Annotated in this window: 17 protein-coding genes and 1 pseudogene; 11 read left to right on the top strand and 7 right to left on the bottom strand. The window is 36.2% G+C overall.

Translation table 11 applies throughout. The features are described 5' to 3' along the window. Window positions 1-452 precede the first annotated feature (452 nt). From WJM97_RS17105 to WJM97_RS17085, 5 genes and pseudogenes are all read left to right on the top strand, one after another. A pseudogene (locus WJM97_RS17105) lies at window positions 453-575 on the top strand (ISNCY family transposase); the annotation flags it as partial. Between the two features lie 473 nt (window positions 576-1048). Beyond that, window positions 1049-2281 (top strand): hypothetical protein, encoded by a 1233-nt coding sequence (locus WJM97_RS17100; RefSeq protein ID WP_353929986.1) that lies wholly within the window; start codon window positions 1049-1051, stop codon window positions 2279-2281. A 34-nt stretch (window positions 2282-2315) separates the two neighbouring features. Continuing rightward, window positions 2316-3962 carry an ABC transporter ATP-binding protein gene (locus tag WJM97_RS17095; protein WP_353929985.1) on the top strand — a complete coding sequence of 549 codons (1647 nt, stop codon included), beginning with the start codon at window positions 2316-2318 and terminating at the stop codon, window positions 3960-3962. 393 nt (window positions 3963-4355) lie between these two features. Beyond that, window positions 4356-5075 carry a class I SAM-dependent methyltransferase gene (locus WJM97_RS17090; RefSeq protein WP_353929984.1) on the top strand — a complete coding sequence of 240 codons (720 nt, stop codon included), beginning with the start codon at window positions 4356-4358 and terminating at the stop codon, window positions 5073-5075. Between the two features lie 52 nt (window positions 5076-5127). Next, a complete protein-coding gene (locus tag WJM97_RS17085; protein WP_353929983.1) occupies window positions 5128-5637 on the top strand; it encodes an N-acetyltransferase family protein in 510 nt (169 codons plus the stop codon). Between the two features lie 136 nt (window positions 5638-5773). Here the strand turns inward: WJM97_RS17085 and WJM97_RS17080 are convergent, their stop codons facing one another. After that, on the bottom strand, window positions 5774-6211 hold the full coding sequence (locus WJM97_RS17080) for a hypothetical protein (protein ID WP_353929982.1): 438 nt from the start codon (window positions 6209-6211) through the stop codon (window positions 5774-5776). 101 nt (window positions 6212-6312) lie between these two features. On the opposite strand from WJM97_RS17080, the gene pyrE reads away from it, so the two are divergent. Then, window positions 6313-6927, top strand: coding sequence for an orotate phosphoribosyltransferase (pyrE, locus tag WJM97_RS17075; RefSeq protein WP_353929981.1), 615 nt, complete (start codon window positions 6313-6315; stop codon window positions 6925-6927). A 357-nt stretch (window positions 6928-7284) separates the two neighbouring features. Beyond that, window positions 7285-8001 (top strand): pirin family protein, encoded by a 717-nt coding sequence (locus tag WJM97_RS17070; protein WP_353929980.1) that lies wholly within the window; start codon window positions 7285-7287, stop codon window positions 7999-8001. Between the two features lie 83 nt (window positions 8002-8084). Here WJM97_RS17070 and WJM97_RS17065 read toward each other — a convergent pair whose 3' ends face one another. From WJM97_RS17065 to petB, 3 genes are all read right to left on the bottom strand, one after another. After that, a complete protein-coding gene (locus WJM97_RS17065; RefSeq protein ID WP_353929979.1) occupies window positions 8085-8528 on the bottom strand; it encodes an anti-sigma regulatory factor in 444 nt (147 codons plus the stop codon). 302 nt (window positions 8529-8830) lie between these two features. Next, window positions 8831-9313 (bottom strand): cytochrome b6-f complex subunit IV, encoded by a 483-nt coding sequence (gene petD / locus WJM97_RS17060; protein WP_353929978.1) that lies wholly within the window; start codon window positions 9311-9313, stop codon window positions 8831-8833. Window positions 9314-9589: 276 nt separating this feature from the next. Continuing rightward, on the bottom strand, window positions 9590-10237 hold the full coding sequence (gene petB, locus WJM97_RS17055) for a cytochrome b6 (protein WP_353929977.1): 648 nt from the start codon (window positions 10235-10237) through the stop codon (window positions 9590-9592). A 487-nt stretch (window positions 10238-10724) separates the two neighbouring features. On the opposite strand from petB, the gene ctpA reads away from it, so the two are divergent. Further along, window positions 10725-11978, top strand: a complete 1254-nt coding sequence (ctpA, locus tag WJM97_RS17050; protein ID WP_353929976.1) for a carboxyl-terminal processing protease CtpA — start codon at window positions 10725-10727, stop codon at window positions 11976-11978. Window positions 11979-12031: 53 nt separating this feature from the next. Here ctpA and WJM97_RS17045 read toward each other — a convergent pair whose 3' ends face one another. Further along, window positions 12032-12760 (bottom strand): MBL fold metallo-hydrolase, encoded by a 729-nt coding sequence (locus WJM97_RS17045; RefSeq protein ID WP_353929975.1) that lies wholly within the window; start codon window positions 12758-12760, stop codon window positions 12032-12034. Between the two features lie 150 nt (window positions 12761-12910). On the opposite strand from WJM97_RS17045, the gene WJM97_RS17040 reads away from it, so the two are divergent. Together WJM97_RS17040 and WJM97_RS17035 are read left to right on the top strand one after the other, a co-directional pair. After that, complete coding sequence (locus WJM97_RS17040) at window positions 12911-14389, top strand: site-2 protease family protein (RefSeq protein WP_353929974.1); 1479 nt, start codon at window positions 12911-12913, stop codon at window positions 14387-14389. 94 nt (window positions 14390-14483) lie between these two features. After that, window positions 14484-15452: a CHAD domain-containing protein gene (locus WJM97_RS17035; RefSeq protein ID WP_353929973.1), complete on the top strand. Its 969-nt coding sequence runs from the start codon at window positions 14484-14486 to the stop codon at window positions 15450-15452. Window positions 15453-15661: 209 nt separating this feature from the next. Here WJM97_RS17035 and WJM97_RS17030 read toward each other — a convergent pair whose 3' ends face one another. Continuing rightward, window positions 15662-16606: an N-acetylmuramoyl-L-alanine amidase gene (locus tag WJM97_RS17030; RefSeq protein ID WP_353929972.1), complete on the bottom strand. Its 945-nt coding sequence runs from the start codon at window positions 16604-16606 to the stop codon at window positions 15662-15664. 296 nt (window positions 16607-16902) lie between these two features. On the opposite strand from WJM97_RS17030, the gene bchH reads away from it, so the two are divergent. Then, the gene (gene bchH, locus WJM97_RS17025) at window positions 16903-20562 is read left to right on the top strand and encodes a magnesium chelatase subunit H (protein ID WP_353929971.1); all 3660 of its coding nucleotides are present in this window, start codon (window positions 16903-16905) and stop codon (window positions 20560-20562) included. A 131-nt stretch (window positions 20563-20693) separates the two neighbouring features. On the opposite strand, the gene plsY is transcribed toward bchH, so the two are convergent. Continuing rightward, a complete protein-coding gene (gene plsY, locus WJM97_RS17020; protein ID WP_353929970.1) occupies window positions 20694-21398 on the bottom strand; it encodes a glycerol-3-phosphate 1-O-acyltransferase PlsY in 705 nt (234 codons plus the stop codon). Between the last annotated feature and the right edge of the window lie 6 nt (window positions 21399-21404).

The following is a 21404-nucleotide window of genomic DNA, read 5'->3' as shown; positions in this document are numbered from 1 at the left end:
TACTTAACTTTTAATGCTATAAAAACAGCCCTTTACCTATAAGGTTATACAGAAACAAGCTATATAAGTGTGTGTGTTATGGTAAATGTTTTCTTTTACTATTATTACACTAAATAACATACGAAGTTGCTAGTGTCAACATCATTAAATTGACATTCTCATGCTTGCAGCAGGATGTAGTAATCCAAGTTGCTAGTTATGGCGAAAAGTGCTTGCACGTAGTGCGGTACCAGAGTTGAGTGCTAGGTAGCACGTTGTGAAGGCACTGTGTCAGTAAAGTAATAAAATCCCCAGCAATTCTCATTTTGAAAAAATAGAGTATTAACACCGATGTTGGAATTCAAAATATAGTACAAAATATCTATTTTTAGCCATTGTCTCTAGCTAAAAAAACAGCCTGGTCAAAAATAAGTATAAATACTCAATAAAATAGAGGGATGGCCTGACAAAGAATTGAGAAAATCCCGTGTGATAATCAAATAAGAAATTTGTTAGATCCAGTTCTAGCCGCTACTGTCTTTATGGCTTTTCAGGAAGTCTATGAATGGTTAAATAGAAATAGAGTTTTGAAAAAGTTATTTATTAAAAAAAACTAAAAATTTGTTTAGAACTTTATCTAAATTTATTAGTTGAAATCTATTTTTCATGGACAATTTTCTTAACACCTGTCTATCTCCAAGGTTGGATGATAATTATCTGTCAAAATCTGTTATTTTTTTCAAAATGAGAATTGCTGGGTTTTTACTGAAACTACTGACAGTTGTTTCTGCATCGCAGGAGTCAATTTTTGATGACTTTCTTCTCAGTTGAATCTCTACCTACAGTCCTGCATTTTATTACCCGCAACTTGGGTTAGTATTTAGGTAAAGTGTGAAGAAATATGAAATTACGCATAAAAGTAAACTTAAAATGCTAATACTCTAAATATATATTGATAGATAGTCCAAATCACAAGATTCAGAAGGTTTTACCTTTGAATGCTGTTACATCAGCACACCTAATAACTATATGACAAATAATCAGATATATAAATTAGATGTTTAATTATATGTTTAATTGGATGCGTCGTCTCTTTGTTCAGTTTTTTAATAACTCTAGAAAAGTCAATAATGAACCATTAAATAAAGTCAGTTTAATGGTGATAATTTTTGTTGACATTTTTATTCTAATTACTGTTTTTGTCGGTTTAAATGATATTAGTAACTGGCATCTTAGTCCATATCAAGCCTATCCTTGTTATTCAGAATGGGATACTTATAGAAACAGTAGCAGCAAAGATAAAGATTATCAAATTATAGTTAATTCTTTAGGCTATGATAATCGTCCTAGATTTCGACAAGAATATCAACAACAAGAAATTAAAAATTTGGGTAAAGTATCAGAAGTATGTTTAAATTATGGTAAATTAAGAGATAATGTTATTAGTGATGCCAATAATAAAGATTATACTAATATCAATAATATCCAAGGTAAAATTAGTAGCTTAGAATCAGCAAATAGTAATATTCGTCGTCAATATGATTCTACACTATTAGAAAAAATTGCCGGACAGTCTCCTAATAATTCAATTAATAAAGTTAGTGCCGAAAAAGCGAAACAAGAATTAGATAAAAATAGTCAGCAAATTTCCAATCTAAAACAACAGGTTGCTAACTTAAAAAGCACTATTGTGAATAGAAAAGATAGTGTCACTTTTCTTTCATTTCTGCAAGATCAGACACAATTTACAACAGTAGAAAAAGGATATAAAGATGCTTTATTTTGGTATCCTAGTATTCAATTTGGACTACAGGCTATATTTCTCACACCTCTGATTATTATTGCTTTATTAGTCCATCGAGGTAGTCAAAGTAGGGGTTATGGACTCATAGCCTTAATTAGCTGGCATTTGCTGGTGATATTTTTAATTCCTCTGCTTTTAAAAGTCTTGGAATTTTTACAATTTGGGGTGATATTCCAATTCTTATTTAATACTCTTGGTGCTTTATTAGGTGGCTTACTATTCTTAGTTAGCTATGTTTATATATTGTTAATTCCCTTGTTTGGGTTTTTAGTGATTAAATTCTTTCAAACTATTGTTTTTAATCCCAAATCTCAAGCTGCAAAAAGAGTACAAAAATCACAGTGTATTAACTGTGCAAAAACTATTAAAACTTTTCATGCCCATTGTCCACATTGCGGCTATTATCAATATATTGAATGTCACCATTGCCATGAGTTAACTTATAAAAAGTTACTCTATTGTTATCATTGTGGAACTGAACAAAATTTAAGAGATTAAATAATCATATTTTCAATAAAACAGATAATTAACTATGAATGAAACCTTATTTAGTATTGAAAATCTGCGCGTAGCTTATCCCCAACGTCACAACGAAGCACAAACTTGGGCTGTTGATGATGTATCTTTTACACTAGAACCTGGAGAAAAAATGGGTTTGGTGGGTGAATCTGGTTGTGGTAAATCTACTATTGGTAGGGCAATTATGCGGTTATTGCCTAATTATAGTTGTATTGAAGGTAAAGTAATTTTTCGGGGAGATTCGGTATTAGATTTAAACCCCATACAGATGCAAAAATTTCGGGGTGAAGTTGTGGCTTTGATTTTTCAAGATCCAATGACGCGATTAGACCCATTAATGACTATTGGTAATCATTGTTTAGAAACTTTGCAAGCACATTCACCGGAATTATCTAAACAACAAGCGAAAGAAAAAGCTTTAGCAACTTTAGAAAAGGTGAATATTCCCGCTAGTCGCTGGAGTCAATATCCCCATGAATTTAGTGGAGGAATGCGTCAACGGGTTGCTATTGCATTAGCGTTATTATTGAATCCGAAATTAATTGTTGCTGATGAACCGACAACCAGTTTAGATGTTACTGTTTCTGCCCAAATTTTACAGGAATTAACGCGATTATGTGCGGAAGAAAATATGGGATTATTATTAATTTCCCATGATTTAGCAATGGTTGCTGAATATTGCGATCGCATCGGTGTCATGTATCAAGGTAAAGTGGTAGAAATGGGTAACACCGAAACTGTGTTTAAAAATCCTCAACATGAATATACCCAATCTTTATTAAAAGCAGCTTTACATATTCAACAGGAAGAGGGAACAGGGAACAGGGAACAGGGAACAGTAAGTCAAGAAAATCCGATTTTAAAAGTTACTGAACTCAAGCAACATTACACTATAGAACCGAATTTTATTGAACGCATATTTAAAGGTCAAGGACAAACAATTAAAGCTGTAGATGGTATTGATTTAGAATTATATCCAGGGGAAATATTAGGTTTAGTGGGAGAATCTGGCTGTGGGAAAAGTACCCTTTCTCGAACTATTTTACAACTAATTCAACCAACTGCGGGAAAAGTAGAATTTTTAGGACAAGAATTAACCAATTTACCCAGGAAAGAAATCCGTTCTTCCCGTAGACAAATCCAGATGATCTTTCAAGATCCCCATGCTTGTTTAAATCCGGCTATGACCGTGGGACAAAGTATAGCAGATCCTTTATTAATTCACAATTTAGCCAATGCGGAAAAAGCCAAAAAAGAGGTTTTATGGATGTTAGAAAAAGTAGGATTAACACCAGCAGAAACCTATTATCAACGTTATCCATCTGATTTATCAGGAGGACAACAACAACGGGTTGCTATTGCTAGGGCTTTAATTACTAGACCAAAATTGATAATCTGTGATGAACCAGTGAGTATGTTAGATGCAAGTGTACAAACTCAAGTTTTAGATTTGATGTTGCAATTAAAAGAGGAATTTGAATTAACTTATTTATTTATTACCCATGATTTATGGTTGGCTCGGTTTTTGTGCGATCGCATCGCCGTCATGAATGGTGGTAAAATTGTCGAATTAGGAAATACAAAGGAAATCTTTGCTAATCCCCAGCATCCTTATACCAAAACCCTTTTAGCTGCTGCACCTTTATTAGCTAGGGTATAATTTTAGTTATCAAGAATCAGGAGTCAGAATGCAAATTTCACTGATACAGAACTTCCCGCTTTTATGAGGTACAATAACAGCAATTAGTAAACCAGTTTTTTAAATGTTTAGGATTCATTAAGTCGAGTGCAACTGAGATAACTGTTCAATAAATACCTCAAATGCTTGACTATCCATTGAATTATTCATTGTCATTAATCCTACTACTTTTTTTCTCGGAGAGCTATTGAATATGCTTTCATAAAAAAATCATCTTTTTATTATTACTAACTAACTGTACCTCATAATAGCGGGAATTACTGTATTGAAAACAAAATCAATATTTTTATAATTTTTCCAAAAGTTAATAACATTAGTTATGATTTATTAATCAAATTATCCACATATCAAAAGATGTCTAAAAACAACCTTTCCAACTTCCTCCAAAATAAATCCTCTACTTCAGACAAATGGCAAGAAACCATTACACAAGTCGCCTATAGATTTAATAAACAATACGAAAATAAACCCTTTGAAATCCCCGCAGAAGTAGAAGAAATGCCCATTTATCAAGAATGGAAAAGTGGCATCTTAGCTGATAAAATTGCCTCACCATTTTGGGAAATTGCCCAACCACAAAAAAATCAACGTTGTTTAGATATCGGTTGTGGAGTCAGCTTTTTAATCTATCCTTGGCGAGATTGGCAAGCATATTTTTACGGACAAGAAATTAGTAACATAGCCAGAGATACACTTAATTCCCGTGGTTCACAATTAAATTCAAAATTATATAAAGGTGTAGAAATAGGTGCAGCACATCAGTTAAAATATGAAGCAGAACAATTTGATTTAGTCATCGCTACCGGATTTAGTTGTTACTTCCCCCTAGAATATTGGCAATCAGTTTTATTAGAAGTGAAACGAGTATTAAAACCAGGCGGACATTTTGTATTTGATATTCTTAATTCAGAACAACCTTTAGCAGAAGATTGGGCAGTTTTAGAAACCTATTTAGGTGCAGAAGTATTTTTAGAAACTGTAAATGAATGGGAAAAAAATATTAAAGCCGCAGGTTGTAAAATAGTCAAGCGGCAGCAAGGAGAATTATTTGAATTATTTAAAGTCCGGTTTTAAGAGAAAATAAAGGAGTTCTGCAATTTTTCAACATCTTTCTTAGATAGTCACAATGATCATCCGTCATGCCACAAAAACCGACTTACCAGCAATTGTAGCCATTTATAATGCTGCTATTCCCAGTTATATAGCCACAGGAGACTTAGAACCAGTATCCGTAGAAAGTCGTTTAGCGTGGTTTGAAAACCGTATTCCTTCACAACGTCCTTTATGGGTCATTGAGATAGATAATACAATTGCTGGCTGGTTAAGTTTTCAATCATTTTATGGTAGACCCGCTTACACTTCTACCGCTGAGATTAGTATTTACATTTCCCCAGACTTTCAAAAACAAGGTTTAGGAAAACTACTTTTAGAAAAAGCAATTAGAGACAGTCCAAATTTAGGTTTAAAAAATCTAGTCAGCTTTATTTTTGCTCATAATCACCCAAGTTTAAAACTGTTTGCCAAATTTGGTTTTCAACAATGGGGAAATTTGCCCAAAATAGCTGACTTAGGAAATACGGAAAGAGACTTAATTATTATGGGTTTACGAGTTGGAGAAAAGTCAAGCAGCAGATGATAGGAGTTATTTATTTTGGATTTTGGATTTTGGATTTTGGATTGTTTTTGTCAACTCCAATCTAAAATCTAAAAAATCTAAAATTTTCCTTTCCATCTTACTGTTCACTGTAACCTGTCACCTGTCACCTATATATCTAACGAGATGTCAAACTATCAAAGCGATATTCAGTTCCCACCTTGAGTTGATCTCCATTGTATTTGGGAGAATTTAACAAGGAAGAATTATAGGGGTTGGGTAAATCAGGAGTACGAAGATAAGGATCATTCTGTGATTGTTGTTCCATAATATCCTTGTACATAATATTCACTAACTCACCATCTCTAGCAATTTCATTCTCAGGAAATGTAGTTCCAAACTTACGTCCAGGACCGAATAAAAAATCTACCTGACGCTGTAAAGTGCGATTCCCGTAGAAATTCGGATTACTGTTAAAAAATGCTTGATCAATACTATTGGATATTGATTCATAATTTTCATTTTCTGTTTGCATCTGTGCAAGTGCAACTACAGGAAATGTAGTAGTAGCAAGTATCACCAGTAATCCACTCAAGCCTTGTAAATTTATACTCATGTTTACAACTCCTCAATTTTTGGGCGAATCTTATTTTATGCTTAATGTCAGAACTATTATTAGTTCAACCTTTGGTGTAGCACAACTTTTAACGGTTTGTAATGTCGTATTCTACTGAAACATCCAACCCATCAGATATTTGGGCAACTACTACTGATTTAACCACTCTGCGTCAGAAGTTACTAGATTTATTTTGCCAACTTGCTTATCAAGAAGGTGATTTTGTTCTCTCTTCTGGACAACGTAGTTCTTACTATATTAATGGTAAACAGGTAACACTCCACCCCCAAGGAGCTTTGGCTATAGCTAGGCTGATATTAAATATTTTACCAGCAGATACTCAGGCGATCGCTGGTTTAACTTTGGGCGCAGATCCCATTGTTTCCTCTGTCAGCGTGGTTTCTGTCTATGAAAACCGTCCCATCCCCGCGTTAATTATTCGTAAAGAAGCCAAAGGTCATGGCACAATGGCTTATATTGAAGGTCCAAATTTATCCCCTAGTGCAAAGGTAGTAGTTTTAGAAGATGTAGTGACAACTGGCCAATCTGCACTAAAAGCATTTGAACGTTTACAAGCAGCAGGTTATACAGTTGATAAAGTAATTTCTCTAATAGATAGACAACAGGGAGGTGCAGAATTATATAAATCTGCTGGTTTAGAATTTGAGGCCCTCTTTTCTATCAAAGACTTACAAACACACTATCAGCAAAAATAACAGATGACAAGTGACAGGTGACAGGTGTAAGTTTCTATTACCTATTTCCTGTCAAAGTATCCTTTTGGTAAGTAACCCACTTTTTAGTACGTACTTTTCATTTGATATGTAACTACTTTAAGATAAAAACAGTTCTACATTACAGCAGATTTCTTTGATGAAGGGTACAAAATTGAATAATGAAACTCTTGTGGTGCGAGCATCTTGTCCGCTAGATGTGTACCTCATAACATCGGGAAGTGCTGTAGTTCCACAGAATTGATAAAACAGCAATTTTCATAGTTCGATAATTATCTAAAATGAATAGATTTGAATTGCTGCCAAAATATCAAATTTACAAAATAATAAGGTGAAATTATGTCTCAAAATACTATTAACTACATCATCCACAAAAGTAATTTAAGAGGTCATAGTCAAATTGACTGGCTTGATAGTTATCATACATTTTCCTTCAGTCATTTTCATGATCCCAACCGCATGGGTTTTCGTTCTCTAAGGGTAATTAATGATGATCGCATCGCTGCTGGTGCAGGTTTTCCTACACACGGACATAGAGATATGGAAATACTCACCTATGTATTATCAGGAGCAGTAGAACATAAAGATAGTTTAGGAACAGGTTCAGTAATTCGTCCTGGTGATGCTCAAATTATGAGTGCTGGTACAGGAATTATGCACAGTGAATTTAATCATTCACAAACCGAAGAATTGCATTTGCTGCAAATTTGGATGTTACCAAATAAGCAAGGAATTACACCAAGATATGAACAGAAAGCTTTTTCTGTAGAAGATAAAAAAGGAAAACTACGTTTAATTGGCGCTAAAGATGGACGCGATGGAGCGATAACAATTCATCAAGATATTGACTTATATGCTGCTATTTTAGAACGGGGAAATGTGGTGAATTATCATGTTCAACCCCATCGCTATGCTTGGTTACAAATAGCTCAAGGGGAAGTAATTTTTAACAGTCAACAACTCAGCGCAGGTGATGGAGTGCAAATCTCAGGAGCAGAAAAATTAGAAATTAGTACCAATTCAAACGCAGAAATTTTGTTGTTTGATTTAGCTTAAATTTAAATTTAACTTTAACTTTAAAGTCAAAAAACTTACCCCAGTACCAAAAACTTATAAATGGACTGGGCTTTTTTTTCAAATTAATGCTGTGATTCTAAAAGATATTTAACAATTAAAAGACAATTTCGATGATCAGAATCACGCTCATAAATAACGTGATCAGCTACACGCCGAATTAAAAACCATCCATAACCGTGATCTTGTAAAGTACCTGGCTTTGGTTCAGGTATATTATCAGGATTAAAAGGTTGACCATAATCCCAAATTCTAATCTCTAATCTGTCAACCCACAAACTTAATCTAATTTCTATATCTGTTTCCGGCGGTAAAGCTAAATGAGCATGACGGACAGCATTGGTAAAACCTTCTGCCAATGCTAAATTAAGTCTGTAGAGTTGACTATCGGACCAACCGTTTTGAGTTAGATGTTGCTGAGAAAACTTTTCAAACCATTGTTGTACCTGGCTTTGGAGCTTAAGATCGCTCTTCACCGTCAGATGGTCTTGCTGCACTTTAGTAAGCATTGACCTTGACTTGATTGAGTATTGAGTTGATAAAAATGTGATTTATTTTGCGTCTTTATTAGTTTTAGACTGGTTAATAGAGTTTACAGCCATTAGTTGATTGCCAACTGCTATCAAAAATATATTCTCATAAAATTGACACCTGTATAGTTTTAAAAGCATATCAACCATCAGTATGAGTAGCTAGTGGTTAGGAAATCCTTGCGGAGAGTCCTTAGACTCATAACTTGGGTATATGCTCCTAAAACTCACAGGTGTCACAACACTTAGTGGAAATTAGTGCAAAAAGACTGCAAACTAATTTAGAACAATCCCAAAGTCAAAGATTTGTCTAAGGGTAATGCCGCACCAATACCTAACCAAATGGTGACAAGAGTACCAAATAAGAATACTGTTGTCGCAACTGGACGACGGAAAGGATTTTGGAACTTGTTAACGCTCTCAATGAAGGGAACGAGAATTAACCCCAAGGGTACGGAAGCCATCGCCAATACTCCTAACAGTTTGTTAGGTAGTGAGCGGAGGATTTGGAATACTGGGAATAAATACCACTCTGGGAGAATTTCCAAAGGTGTAGCGAAAGGATTAGCTGGTTCGCCTACCATTGCGGGATCTAGTACAGCTAGAGCCACAATACAAGCAAATGAACCCATGATGACAATGGGGAACACGTACAGCAAATCATTAGGCCAAGCAGGTTCGCCATAGTAGTTATGACCCATACCTTTGGCGAGTTTGGCTCTTAAAATAGGATCGCTCAGATCCGGTTTTTTCTGTGTAGACATTTTTGGATGTGGTCTCCTGCTTAATTTAAGTTAAAGCATTAGTGAAAGCTATCAGCTATGCAGTTTAGCCGCTTATTTGTGTATTTGGTAAAAAGCCACAAATTTAGTATGACACTAAGTTCAATTTTGAGGTTTGAAGTTTAATGTTCATAACTTTTGCCGCTAACAGTTTCAAGAATTGTGCTTGTTTCTAACTTAATGAGTTATTTGCTTTCAGTTTAAAACAAACAGCTTGGATCTGGAAACTGCTTTTACCTGTTGACAGGTAACTTTAAATTACAAAGGTCCGGAAATACCTTGTTTGCGGATCATTAAGAAGTGGAACAACATGAATACCGCAATTAACCAGGGTAATACAAAAGTGTGAGCGCTGTAGTAGCGGGTTAATGTAGCTTGACCAACACTAGAACCACCACGCAATAAGTCAGAAATTAAAACACCAACTACGGGAATAGCTTCAGGTACACCACTAACGATTTTTACAGCCCAGTAACCAACTTGGTCCCAAGGTAAGGAGTAACCAGTTACACCAAAGGAAACAGTAATCACAGCGAGGATTACGCCACTTACCCAGGTTAATTCGCGGGGCTTTTTGAAACCACCGGTCAAGTAAACGCGGAAAACGTGGAGAATCATCATTAATACCATCATGCTGGCAGACCAGCGGTGGATGGAGCGAATTAGCCAACCGAAGTTGACTTCGTTCATGATGTACTGTACGGAAGAAAATGCTTCTGTAACGGTGGGTTTGTAGTAGAATGTCATCGCAAATCCAGTTGCAAACTGAATCAGGAAGCAAACTAGGGTAATTCCACCCAAGCAGTAAAAGATGTTGACGTGGGGAGGTACATATTTACTGGTTACGTCTTCTGCGAGTGCTTCTAAATCTAAGCGCTCTTCAAACCAGTCATAGACATTGGCCATAGAATCACGAGTTCCTAAAAATCAGTTGTGTTTGATAAATCTCCCAAATTATAGATTTTGGGATTTTCACAAAGAGTAAGTTGGTCGTCAGAATTGTTAAGATTTTCAGAAACTTAACATTCTGTAAATATGAGATATATTGCGATCTCTTTGCAAGCCAAAGCTGAAAATGTTGGTCACAAAGTAGATTTTATCGTTTTTCAGGGGGGATTTACGTCCCAGTCATTGCTTAACAATTTAATCAGAATGATGTCCCTGCTATCTAAATTCTAGACAAGTCTAGATATTTATGTCTAATTTTAACGAGATTATGAGAGCGGTTATCCCACCTTTTTAGGAAGCAAGCTAAAGTAAACTCACATATCCTCAACAGATGTTACGGATTCTTAGTTGTTCTATAAAAAAAGTAACATAGTCCAGAGATACATTTCATCTAAAAGATTGTAAATGCTAAGTTACAGCTTATTTGCTTGATACAGAAGGAAAGATGGAGTTCATGAATAAACAGGTTTTTCGGTTTGTATTTTCATTATTTTTGGTTTTTGGCTTAGTTTTTGGCTTGGTTTTTGGCTCACTCATTCCACCAGCAATAGCTTTAACACAAGAGCAAAAGCTTGTTTTTGAAGTTTGGCGGATTGTTAATCGTTCCTATCTGGATGATACGTTTAACAATCAAGATTGGAGAGCAGTTCGCCAAGATGCACTCAGAAAACCACCAGCAAATGACCAAGCTGCATACACTGCTATCAGAAATATGCTGGCAAGCCTTGATGACCCTTTTACCCGGTTTCTAGACCCAGAGCAGTACCGCAGTTTGCAGGTTAATACTTCTGGAGAATTAACGGGAGTAGGTTTACAAATTGCCCTCAACTCACAAACAGGAGCATTGGAAGTAATTACACCTATAGAGGGTTCACCAGCAGACAAAGCCGGGATTCAACCACACGATCGCATTCTGAAAATAGAAGGCTTTCCTACCGATAATCTCACACTTGATGAAGCTGCGGCCAGAATGCGTGGACCTATTGGTAGTGTTGTCTCTCTTGTGATTGGTAGAGAAAGTGAGTCAGAGAAAGAAATTATCTTAGTCCGCGATCGCATTGAGTTAAACCCTGTCATTGCCGAATTACGGTTATCCCCCCAAAGAAAACCCATTGGCTATTTGCGTCTTACCCAATTTAATGCTAATGCTGCCATGGAATTAGCACACGCCATCAGTCAATTAGAAACAAAAGGCGCAGCGGCTTATATTCTGGATTTGAGAAATAATCCTGGTGGGTTGTTACAAGCAGGTGTTGAAGTTGCCCGTGAGTGGTTAGATTCAGGAACTGTAGTTTATACCGTTAACCGTCAAGGTATCCAAGGCAGTTTTGAAGCTTTTGGTCCAGCACTCACACAAAATCCCTTAGTGATTTTAGTCAATCAAGGAACTGCCAGTGCTAGTGAAATTTTAGCTGGAGCGCTACAAGATAACGGCCGCGCTCAGTTAGTTGGTGAAACCACTTTTGGTAAAGGTCTAATTCAATCTTTGTTTGAATTATCAAATGGTTCAGGTGTAGCTGTCACCATTGCTAAATATGAAACACCCAACCACCGGGATATTAATAAACTGGGTATTAAACCAGATATAGTCATCCCCCAGCCGCCTATTAGTCGGGAGCAAATAGGTACAGACGCAGATCAACAATATCAAGCCGCAGTGGAATTATTAAACAAAAATTTTGTGGTAGCAGGTTCTTGATGGGGAGAGGGGTAAGGTAAATAACCCAATGCCCAATGCCCAATGCCTAATGCCTAATGACTAATGCCTAATGACTGATAAGCATTATCAATAATGCGTTTTCCTCTCAGAAAGCCAATATTAGCACCGGGGCAGATGTATTTAAGCGTTTCCGGTGTAAAGCGATCGCGTAGAGCTTGAACACTTTTAAGTTGTCTAGGCCAATGAAAGGTTTTAGGTGTACGCAGCGGTACTGCTTCACCTTGCAAATTAGGGAGTAAGTGGCGACCCGAAAATAACACTCCGCCAAATTCACGATAGTATAGACATGAAGAACCTGGTGAATGGCCTGGTGTCCAAATTACTTGTGTGGTGTCATCAAGAGTAAATTCTTGACTGAAGGTAGTGACAGTTAAACCAGGTAACAAATAAGCTTCTTGCTCTTGAATGAGAATCTCACAATCAAGGACTTCTTTGACTTCTGCTGCTTTACCAATAGCACCACGATGAGTAATAAAAAACCAGCGCACAGCACCCGGTGTAGGTTTATCATGACCCAAACACTGCCAAAAATTCTGATTGATTTGCTCAAATGCTGGGCAATCTATGAGGATATTACCTTCATTTCTTACGATAAGATAAGAAGTCCCTCCTAATGTTTCTCTATTGGGTGGGAAGGAAATAATTTTTTTGATCCTTGAGTCAGTAAAATCTGATTTTATTTCCGTAGAGTTGGGTAGGATTTCTCCTACTGGCATTTCTTCAGTAAGTACAGTTTGTGGGGGTTTAGTTGTAGAGAACATCAATTAAATAACTGAATAAATTGTGTTGTTACGTAAGTCATATATTTAATACTCTTTGAATAATCCACTGATTTGTCAAACATTCTCACTCCTAACCTCCTAAACTCCCATAAATCTTCAACTTCTTAATTCCTGAACTCCTAAAATAACATGGTATTTTGGTTTCTACTTATACTGGGAATAGCTACTTATCTGATAGTGCAGCGGAGCGTTGCTAATATCACTAGAACCCCAGTATGGTTGTTATGGTTGGTACTAATGACACCAGCATTTATCTTAACAGGCTGGACATTGATACATGGTGACAAACAATCACCACCACCCAGTTTGATTATTGCTCCTTTGATTATTTGTCTACTTTTATACTGGACTTTATTTTTATGGGGTAATAGAGTTCCCAGCAACCGAACTCAAGGTCAAACCACAGAATCTACATCAGCTAATCATCCTATTACCGAACCATTACCAGTGCGTCCCATAGAAGCAGCCGAAGAAACTAATTTGCGAAATTGTTTTCCTTGGTCTGTTTACTACATCCAAAATATTGAGTATAGACCCCAAGCTATAATTTGTCGTGGTCAGTTGCGAACTAATCCTAGTCAGGCTTATCAGCGCATTAGGACAAATATTGAAGAGCAATTTAGCGATCGCTTCCTGCTGGTATTTCAAGAAGGTATGGATGGGAAACCCTTCTTTGTACTTGTTCCCAATACTAAAACTAATAGACAAAATACAAAGAGTAGTATTGATGACAAAAATCAAGTTGTAAAAGCACTGGTACTGTTACTACTAACTTTAGTAACTACTAGCTTTATAGGAGCGCAAATTGCTGGTGTTGAAGTTAAACAACTAAAATCTGATCTGACTCTTATTTTTCAAGGTTTACCCTATGCTTTAGGCTTAATTACTATTTTGGGTATTCATGAACTTGGTCACTATTCTATGGCTAGATTCCATAGAATTAAGTCAACTTTGCCCTTTTTTATTCCTGTACCTATTTTCTTAGGAACTTTTGGGGCATTTATTCAAATGCGTAGTCCAATTCCTAACCGCAAAGCTTTATTTGATGTCAGTATTGCTGGGCCAATTGCCGGTTTTTTAGCTACTTTACCTTTAATAATTTGGGGTTTAGCTAACTCTGAAGTAGTACCAATAAGTGAAAAAACAGGACTTTTAAACCCTAATGCACTTAACCCTAAATATTCTATCCTTTTAGCTATTCTGTCAAAACTAGCTTTGGGTAGTCAATTAACTCCAAAATCTGCTCTAGATTTACATCCAATTGCAGTAGCTGGACTTTTAGGTTTAATTGTCACAGCATTAAATTTGATGCCCGTAGGACAACTTGATGGTGGTCATATAGTTCATGCCATGTTTGGACAACGCACAGCAGTGAGCATTGGTCAAATTTCTCGCTGGTTGTTACTTACACTTTCTTTAATCCGACAAGAATTTTTATTGTGGGCAATAATTTTATTCTTAATTCCCTTAGTTGATGAACCTGCACTTAACGATGTCACGGAATTAGACAATAGAAGGGATTTATTAGGATTAATGGCAATAGCTGTATTACTGATAATTGTATTACCGTTGCCTGAATTTTTGGCTCGAATTTTACAAATTTCCTAGTTGGGGGAAATTTTTCTCTAAGTAATAGCTAATAGTGAGCTAATCCATAAAAATTTATAAAATCGTCTGATTCCCTATTTAATTGAGATCAGTTATGAATTTATCTTCAACAACCACATTTACAAGTCTAGGGAACTATGCGTGTAAGGCAATTGAAAAAAACTTACACAAAACTCTTAAATGGGAAAATTCTGTGAAGAAACATAAAGATCCTGAAGCACTGCACCAGATGCGTGTAGGAATGCGCCGCCTCCGCACATCTGTGAGTGGATTTGGGTCACATTTGGATTTACCTAAGTCAGCTAGTAATAAAAATATTGGTAAAATTGCCAAAATTCTCGGAAACCTTCGAGATTTAGATGTTCTCAAAGAAATATTAGAGAATAACTATCAACCACATTTACTAGACCAGGAAAAAACTTATTTACAGATAGCTTTTTCTAGTTTATCTAAACAAAGAGATGCTGCATTTTCCCGTGTCCAGAAAACATTAAAAGATGAAGCTTATAAATCCTTTAAGAATAACTTGCAGCAATGGTTAGAAAAACCCAGGTATCAACCATTAGCAAATCTGCCAATTCAGCAGGTATTGCCAGATTTACTATTACCAGAAATCAGCAAGTTTTTATTACATCCAGGGTGGATGATTGGCACAGAAGTTACAGAGTCAGAAGTTGTGATTTCTACTGAATTGACACCAGAACAATTAGAACAATATTTGCAACATCAAGGTGAAATTCTGCATAGTTTACGAAAACAAGCTAAACGGGTTCGCTATCAAATGGAATTATTTGCTGATTTATATGACGAAGCTTTTACTGTCCATATTTCCCAAGTAAAAATTATTCAAGAAATTTTAGGTAATATCCAAGATAGTATGGTTTTAAATGAATGGCTTGTGAATATTTTTAAGTCAGATATGAATGAAAAACTGAGTGGGTTAAAGACATTATTAGCTGTCAATCGCTATCAGTTATGGCAACAGTGGCAACCACTAAAAGCACAATATCTCAGTCCAGAAAATAAGCATAATTTACACTCAATAATAATACAAATTCTATAATTTTAATATTACCAACTATTCGATTAGGTTTTACAGCACTTCCCGATGTTATGAGGTACAAGAACCCCACCCCCAACCCCCTCCCCGCAAGCGATGAGGGGGCTAAGATGTATCTCATAAGAGCGGTTTCCGCTGTATAAGTCTAGCGGGCAAGATGCCCGCACTACATTTAACTATTTTAGGATGATAAAATTTAGCTGTGTAACAGCTTATCCTATCAATTTTTGCCAAGTTGCTGGGCCAACAATTCCATCAGCAGTTAAACCATTTTGCTGTTGAAATCTCTTGATTGCTGCTTCTGTATTTGGCCCATAAATTCCATCGGCAACAGAACCTACACGATACTGTATGTATCTCATTATTGCCCCTGTGGTTTGATTTCCTTGGACTAATCTCTTGGAGAGAATTTGATTAATAGCACTCCATGTTGTTGCACTATTTGCCATTCCTGTAGGTAGAATTCCCACAATTCTCTGGAACTTTTCTACAGCGGAAGTTGTAGCAGGTCCAATGAAGTTATCTTCATCCAAAGTCTTACCATTTTTATCCGTAATTTTCAGTTGATTTAAGGCTTTCTGTAGTCTGAGAATAGTGGTATCTGTATTCTGTTCTTCATCTTTGACTGTGCTGACAGGGGCCGATGCCACTTTACCAGTTAAGCCTTTAACAATAGCATTAGCCATGGCTTCGCTATCGTAGATTTGCATATCTTTGGCAGAATCAATAAAGCAACATTCTACGAGAATTCCTGGCATATTTGTATTTCTAACCACATACAAATGAGAGCCATTTTTAACACCGCGATTAAAAAATCCTAACTTAATAATTTCATTTAATACAGGTTGGGCAATTTTTCTGCCTGCATCACTCATGGCAAATATTTCTGTGCCATTTGCTCTACCATTGAAAGCATTAAAATGAATCGAAACAAAAACATCTACTCTGTTTCTATTTGCTGTATCACAACGTCTACCAAGTGATTGACTAACTGATCTGGCACTACTTGGTGTACAAGATATGGCTGTATGTCCGAGACTTTTTAACTTAGATATAACTTTATTACCTACCTCCATCGTTAAAGTATCTTCGTATTTAATACCTCTAGCTCCAGTGTCTGGAGGGCAATTATGCCCCATATCAATTCCAAATTTCATGGTGTATCCTCAACTTACTTTCACAAAAAGATTAATTTAAGAAAATCGGCTTATTCAGGATTTTTTCTATTCAGAAAACACAGATTTATAATATCACATATCACTATATATATTTATCCAATCATGATCTAACCTATATATTTATAATTACCATAAAAAAAGTTTAAATCTACTTTTGATCATGCTTCCAGCTTCCACAGATACACTCATTATTTTATTCTCTAGGTAGATATTCCCCCATTAATTCGCAACAATGTTTAAGATCAAAGTAAAGAAAAATTTCATAAATGAATCCTATGAAACGTATTGTCTTAATTGCTGGGTTTGAATCTTTTAATGCTGACTTGTACCGAAAAGCGGCTTTTTTGGCTAGTTCTCGCTGTCCTGAGTTGGATATCCAGGTATTTAGCGATCGCAACATCACTACTAATCCCGATGAGGTACAGGCTGCACTTCAAGGTGCTGATGTTTTTTTCGGTAGCTTAATATTTGACTATGACCAGGTTTTATGGCTACGGGAGCATATCACTAATATCCCCATCCGGCTTGTTTTTGAGTCAGCACTAGAGTTAATGAGTTTAACGAAAATAGGCGCGTTTTCCATCGGTGATAAACCCAAAGGAATGCCAAAACCCGTTAAATTCATTCTTGATAAATTCAGTAACGGTAAAGAAGAAGATAAACTAGCAGGTTATATTAGTTTTTTAAAAATTGGCCCCAAATTATTAAAATTTGTTCCAGTCCAAAAAGTCCAAGACCTGCGCAACTGGTTAATTATTTATGGTTATTGGAACGCAGGAGGAACGGAAAATGTTGCTGCTTTATTTTGGACACTTGCAGAAAAATATTTAGGTCTAAAAATTGGTGATATTCCTGCACCTATCGAAACCCCAAACATGGGTTTATTACATCCAGATTATCCAGGTTATTTTACATCACCAAAGTTGTATTTAGAATGGTATCAACAGAGGGAACAGGGAAGAAAGAATTTACCAGTTATTGGTATTTTGCTTTATAGAAAGCACGTAATTACAAAACAGAAATATATTCCCCAATTAATCAAAAAATTTGAAGAATCAGGTTTAATACCTTTACCAATTTTTATTAACGGAGTTGAAGGTCATGTTGCTGTTAGAGATTGGATGACAACTGACCATGAAACCCAACAAAGACAACAGGGAAACATAGAAACTCCTTCCCTTTCTTCCGAAGCAGTAAAAGTTGATGCCATCATTTCTACAATTGGTTTTCCCCTAGTTGGTGGCCCTGCTGGTTCAATGGAAGCGGGACGACAAATAGAAGTTGCAAAACGCATTCTTACTGCTAAAAATGTCCCTTATATTGTTGCTGCACCTTTATTAATTCAAGATATTCATTCTTGGACTCGTCAAGGAATTGGTGGTTTGCAAAGTGTAGTTTTATATGCACTTCCTGAATTAGATGGGGCAATTGATACTATACCTTTGGGTGGTTTAGTTGGGGAAGATATTTATTTAGTTCCTGAACGAGTACAGCGTTTAATTGATAGAGTTAAAAACTGGGTTTCATTACGTCAAAAATCAGCCGCAGAAAGAAAAATTGCCATTATATTATATGGCTTTCCTCCTGGTTATGGAGCGGTGGGAACTGCGGCCTTATTAAACGTTCCTCGCAGTTTAATTAAATTACTTCATGCACTGAAAGAACAAGGTTATCACGTGGGTGAAATTCCTGAAGATGGCGAGGAATTAATTAGACAGGTAAAAGCAGTAGATGAAGAATTGGAAACCTGGGAAAAAAATAAACCTTTTCCCATAAATGCTAACACTGTTCATGTTCATAAATTAGAAAAATGGTTAGGATATCTCCGCACTACTAAGATTGAAAAACAATGGAAATCTTTAACCAGTTCTGGTATTAAAACCTATGGTGATGAGTTACATATTGGGGGTGTACAATTAGGAAATATTTGGATTGGTATTCAGCCACCTTTGGGGATTCAAGGTGATCCAATGCGGTTGATGTTTGAGAGAGATTTAACTCCCCATCCCCAATATGCAGCTTATTATAAATGGTTACAAAATGATTTTCAAGCTGATGCTGTTGTTCATTTTGGAATGCACGGAACTGTGGAATGGTTACCGGGTTCACCGTTAGGAAATACTGGTTATTCTTGGTCGGATATTCTGTTAGGAAATCTGCCGAACTTATATATCTATGCTGCTAATAATCCTTCGGAATCAATTTTAGCAAAACGTCGTGGTTATGGGGTTTTAATTTCTCATAATGTACCTCCTTATGGACGGGCAGGTTTGTATAAGGAGTTGGTGAGTTTACGGGATTTGATTGCTGAATATCGGGAAGATCCTCAGAAGAATTATGTGTTGAAGGAGGGAATTTGTAAGAAGATTGTTGATACTGGTTTGGAGGTAGATTGTCCTTTTGATGATGCGAAAAGGTTGGGTATTTCTTTTACTCCTGAAAATGTGAGGCTGTTTAGTGGTCATGCTTTTGATGATTATTTGGTGAAGTTGTATGAGTATTTACAGGTGTTAGAAAATCGGTTGTTTTCTTCTGGTTTGCACGTTTTAGGTGAAGCACCAAATGAGGAGGAGTTAAAGGGTTATTTGGATGCGTATTTTGGGGAAGAAGAAAGAGAAGAAGAAAAGCAGCAAATTACAAATTTATTAAATCAATCTACTGATGAGTTAACAAATTTATTACGGGGTTTAAATGGTGAGTTTATTCCTCCTGCACCTGGTGGTGATTTGTTGCGGGATGGGGCTGGGGTGTTACCTACGGGGAGGAATATTCATGCTTTAGATCCCTATAGAATGCCTTCTCCTGCTGCTTATGAACGAGGTAGGGAAATTGCTAAGAAGATTATTGATCAGCATTTAGATGAAAATAAGAAATATCCGGAAACTGTGGCGGTTTTATTATGGGGTTTGGATGCTATTAAAACTAAGGGTGAATCTTTGGGAATTCTGTTAGAATTGGTTGGTGCTGAACCTGTGAAGGAGGGTACGGGAAGAATTGTCAGATATGATTTAATTCCTTTGGAAAAGGTGGGACATCCCAGAATTGATGTTTTAGGAAATCTATCTGGTATTTTCCGTGATAGTTTTGTGAATATTATTGAATTATTGGATGATTTATTTAGTCGTGCTGCGGAAGCTGATGAATCGGAAGAAATGAATTTTATTAGGAAACACGCTTTGGAATTGAAAGCGCAAGGTGTGGAAAATTGTTCTGCAAGGTTGTTTTCTAATCCCTCTGGTGATTTTGGTTCTTTGGTTAATGATAGAGTTGTGGATGGTAATTGGGAAAATGGGGATGAGTTGGGTAAAACTTGGGAAAGTCGCAATGTTTTTAGTTATGGAAGACAGGATAAAGGACAAGCAAGACCAGAGGTTTTACAGACTTTATTAAAAACAAGTGACCGCATTGTTCAAGAAATAGATTCTGTTGAATATGGTTTAACTGATATTCAGGAATATTACGCCAATACTGGTGGTTTGAAAAAAGCGGCTGAACAGCAAAGTGGGAAGAAAGTTACAGCTAGTTTTGTGGAAAGTTTTTCTAAGGATACTACCCCTAGAAACTTAGATGATTTGTTAAGAATGGAGTACAGAACTAAGTTATTAAATCCTAAATGGGCTAATGCAATGGCTAGTCAAGGTTCTGGTGGTGCTTTTGAAATTTCCCAACGGATGACGGCTTTAATAGGATGGGGTGGAACAGCAGATTTTCGTGATCATTGGGTTTATGAACAAGCTGCTGATACCTATGCTTTAGATGCAGAAATGGCGGAAAAATTACGTCAAGCAAACCCGGAAGCTTTTAGAAATATTGTCAGCAGAATGTTAGAAGCACATGGTCGCGGTTTGTGGGATGCTGATGGAAATAGGTTGGAAAAATTGCGTCAATTATATGAATTGAGTGATGAAGAATTGGAAGGTGTAACGGTGCATTAGGTATAAGTATAATAGACATCTGCGAAAAAGAATAAAATCAGGCGTTGCATAAATGTGGGATGAATTGGCGGTTGAAACTATTGAAAAATCCTTAGAAATTGGGTAAAATCATCCCCTGATGCAGCAACGCCTTATTGATTAGTCATAACTTCACTTGTTTGAGACTTTACTTCCACCTTCTGCCCGATTTTTGCTTCTGTACCTGCTAATAATCTTTCAATATTGCTACGATGACGGATAATTACATACAAACTACCAGCAACACTAAATAAGATATAAGCTAAAGGTTGCTTAAATAAAATCATTAAAATCGAAACCGCAACAGCACCAGAAATTGAACTTAAAGAAACAATTTTAGAACTAGCAATAACTATTAGAAAAACACCAAAGGTAGCTAAACCAACTTGCCAATTCATAGCTAATAAAATACCTAAACTGGTAGCCACAGATTTACCGCCAGTAAAACCTAAAAAGATAGATTTACTATGTCCTAAAATTGCCGCTGAACCAAGTAATGTAACTAACAAAGGTTGCCATATTTGTACATCTAAATTTTCTGGAATGAAATTATAGTTGATATATTGGGGAGCTAGATTAAATAAAGCATCAACTAGATTGATTGCTAAAACTCCCTTCAAACAATCAACTAACAAGACAAATGCTCCTGGTCCTTTACCTAAAGTTCTTAACACATTAGTTGCACCAGTTGAGCCAGAACCAACTTCCCGGATATCAATTCCTTTTAACAATTTACCGAGAATATATCCAGTAGGAAAAGAACCCAACAGATAAGCTAAGAAAAAAAATACTCCACACACAGACAGCCAAATAACCATAATTTG

This window comes from Okeanomitos corallinicola TIOX110 (genome assembly GCF_038050375.1).
GTDB classification, from domain to species: Bacteria; Cyanobacteriota; Cyanobacteriia; order Cyanobacteriales; family Nostocaceae; genus Okeanomitos; species Okeanomitos corallinicola.
The sequence above is the reverse complement of the archived record's forward strand: the minus strand, read 5'-3'. Positions and strand labels throughout refer to the sequence as shown.